Genomic DNA, 2,595 nt, shown 5'->3' with positions numbered 1-2,595 from the left:
CTATGTATGTTCAGGCGACAGTTTTTGCAAAGTGCCGCAAAGCCTCAGAAAAAAATCCGGAGGACGCCGCCGGTAGCCAGCGTAACCAGCACCCCCGCAAGCAATACACCCACCGCTATGGCGGGCAGGGCATAACGCATACGGATATCCAGCAGGGAGGCGACCAGCGCTCCCGTCCAAGCTCCCGTGCCCGGCAGGGGTATCGCAACTAAAATAACCAGTCCAACCAGACGGTATTTTTTCACGAGGTTGCCTTTCAGGTGGGCGCGGCGTTCCAATGCGTCGATTTTCGGGCTCCACCAAGCGCTGCGGCGCAGAAAGGCGAACACGCGGCGAATCAAAAGGATAATGAACGGCACAGGCAGCATATTTCCCGCCGCCGCCAGCCAAAAGCACTCCCACAGGGGCAGGCCCGCCGCCGCGCCGTAGGGGATGGCTCCCCGCAGCTCGACAATGGGGATCATCCCCATAAGAAAGGTAATCAGCATGGAAACGGTTGTCTTTGAAATTGCCATAAATCCGCTCCTTTCCATGCAACCGGGACAGCGGAGCGGGATGTCCCCGCTCCGCTTGTTCTGTTGTACCCGTTACTGCAAATTGAGGCGCTTTTTCAGCGTTACCGCGGTGATGGCATAGAAGATTCCACCGGAAATCAGCTCCATGCAGATGAGGACAGCCATAAGCTGATGGAAGCCGTTCATTCCCCCGATGTTAAAAAGACCGGTGAAAAAGTCCGTGTTTACAAACAGTCCTCCGGCAAGCTGGGTGACAAACTGGAATGCGAAGAAGAACAGCACACTCCATGCGGACTTGTGATTGGGAAAGCTGTGACCCAACGCAATTGCCGCGTAAAATTCCAGGCACAGCACCGTGCAGAGCAAAAGCGCCAGCACGATTGTCTCCGCCCCCATCGCGGCCAGGTTCAGCCCAAATTCTTCAATTAGCTCTTGGAAGCTTTCTAAGAGGTTGCGGAAGAAAACGGAGCTGAATATGTCACGGATCAGTTCCAGATCGAAGACACACACCAGAATCGCCAGTGTCTCCACAAAAGCCGTTGCAATAAACCACGCGGTGGAGACAATGATTTTGGACCAAATCAACTGGTGACTGGAGACGGGCAGGGTAAACATCACATAGCCTTCGTCGCCCATCAGATTTGTACGAAACCGCTCCACCATCAGCACGATGGAGATAATTACCACGGCCGTCATGCCGATGCCGAAGGCGAACAGCAGCAGACCGCCCATCAGATTTGGGAAAAAGCCCGGGGAATTCATAAGAAAGTTTATTGAAAGATTGGCCGTCAGCGCCAGAACCAAAATAATGAGAAATAACGGTCCCATCACTCGGGCCGTGGCCCGGAATTCGTGTTTGATCAGTTTTCTCAACATTTAAATACCTCCCGAAACAACGCGTCCACACTCATACCCTTCTCCTCACGAATCTGGTCCACGGAGGATTGAAGAACGATCTGTCCCTGATTAATAAAGATGACCTCATCCAGCACCTGCTCCACATCGGCAATCAGATGCGTAGAGATTACCACCGCCGCCTCGGGGTCATAGTTTCCGATGATGGTGTTGAGAATGTAGTCCCGGGTGGCCGGGTCCACGCCGCCGATGGGCTCATCCAACAGATACAGCTTTGCCGCCCGACTCATCACCATGATAAGCTGGACCTTTTCACGGGTGCCCTTGCTCATCTGGCGAATCGTCTGGTCCATGCGGATATTCAGGTGCGCCAGCATCTCTTCCGCTCGCTCCCGGCGAAAATCCGGGTAAAAGTCCTGATAAAAGTCCAGAAGCTTCCGCGTGCTCATCCACAGGGGAATGCAGGTGCGCTCCGGAAGATAGGACACGATGGCGTGCGTCGCCACGCCGGGAGCTTTTCCGTCCACCAACACCTCGCCGGAGTCGGGGGTCAGCAGGCCGTTTGCCAGCTTAATCAGGGTCGTTTTGCCGCTCCCGTTGGGGCCCAAAAGCCCCACAATTCGGCCCGGTTCCACCGTCAGGTTCAGGCAATCCAAAGCCGCTGCGCGGCCATAGCTTTTTGTCAGCTCACTGCATTCAAAAATCGCCATTTTTCAAACCTTCCCCTGCATTTTCCTGACGCACCAGCGTCAAAATTTCTTCTTTTTTAAATCCCAAACGGGTCATTGCCGTTAAAAAATTCTGAATCTGGCAGTCCGCCAAATTCTGTTTCGCCGATTCAATCATGCCCGTGTCCTCCGTTACAAATCTGCCTGCGGTTCGTTGGCTGTATACCAATCCGTCCCGCTCCAGCTCCGTCAGAGCTCGCTGCATGGTGTTGGGATTCACTCCGGCTTCCACAGCCAGATCCCTCACCGAAGCAAGTCGCTCTCCCGGTGGAAACGCGCCGGATACAATGCCCACCTTGATCTGCTCAATCAATTGAGAGTAGATGGGTGCGTCACTTGAAAACTGCCACTTCATACCGCACCTCCTGTTCTAATGTTCTAGGTAAGTAATACAATAACACAGATTTGCTGTTTGTCAAGATTTTTTTGAAAAATTTCTAAACGCAAATTGCAAGTGTAAGTTGGACACCTCGGTAAAACGGCAGCGGGGGTTCAGG

The 2,595-nt window shown here is 53.4% G+C and carries 4 protein-coding genes; all 4 read right to left on the bottom strand.

Going from position 1 to position 2,595, the window contains the following annotated elements:
• Nucleotides 1-44: 44 nt before the first annotated feature.
• Nucleotides 45-515, bottom strand: a complete 471-nt coding sequence (locus RT018_RS15735; RefSeq protein WP_312943254.1) for a small multi-drug export protein — start codon at nucleotides 513-515, stop codon at nucleotides 45-47.
• Between the two features lie 72 nt (nucleotides 516-587).
• Entirely contained in the window at nucleotides 588-1,391 is an 804-nt protein-coding gene (locus RT018_RS15730; protein ID WP_312943253.1) for a hypothetical protein, read from the bottom strand.
• Nucleotides 1,385-2,080, bottom strand: coding sequence for an ABC transporter ATP-binding protein (locus RT018_RS15725; RefSeq protein WP_312943252.1), 696 nt, complete (start codon nucleotides 2,078-2,080; stop codon nucleotides 1,385-1,387). Before RT018_RS15725 ends, RT018_RS15730 begins: the two co-directional genes overlap by 7 nt.
• Complete coding sequence (locus RT018_RS15720; RefSeq protein ID WP_312943251.1) at nucleotides 2,067-2,453, bottom strand: GntR family transcriptional regulator; 387 nt, start codon at nucleotides 2,451-2,453, stop codon at nucleotides 2,067-2,069. Before RT018_RS15720 ends, RT018_RS15725 begins: the two co-directional genes overlap by 14 nt.
• Between the last annotated feature and the right edge of the window lie 142 nt (nucleotides 2,454-2,595).

Origin of the sequence: Oscillibacter sp. (assembly GCF_032060045.1) — a bacterium.
In the GTDB taxonomy this organism is placed as follows: Bacteria; Bacillota; Clostridia; order Oscillospirales; family Oscillospiraceae; genus Oscillibacter.
The sequence above is the reverse complement of the archived record's forward strand: the minus strand, read 5'-3'. Positions and strand labels throughout refer to the sequence as shown.

Bases quoted from the DNA above. Each gene is read 5' to 3' on its own strand.
- RT018_RS15720 (WP_312943251.1), bottom strand. From the start codon at position 2,453: ATGAAGTGGCAGTTTTCAAGTGACGCACCCATCTACTCTCAATTGATT.
- RT018_RS15725 (WP_312943252.1), bottom strand. From the start codon at position 2,080: ATGGCGATTTTTGAATGCAGTGAGCTGACAAAAAGCTATGGCCGCGCA.
- RT018_RS15730 (WP_312943253.1), bottom strand. From the start codon at position 1,391: ATGTTGAGAAAACTGATCAAACACGAATTCCGGGCCACGGCCCGAGTG.
- RT018_RS15735 (WP_312943254.1), bottom strand. From the start codon at position 515: ATGGCAATTTCAAAGACAACCGTTTCCATGCTGATTACCTTTCTTATG.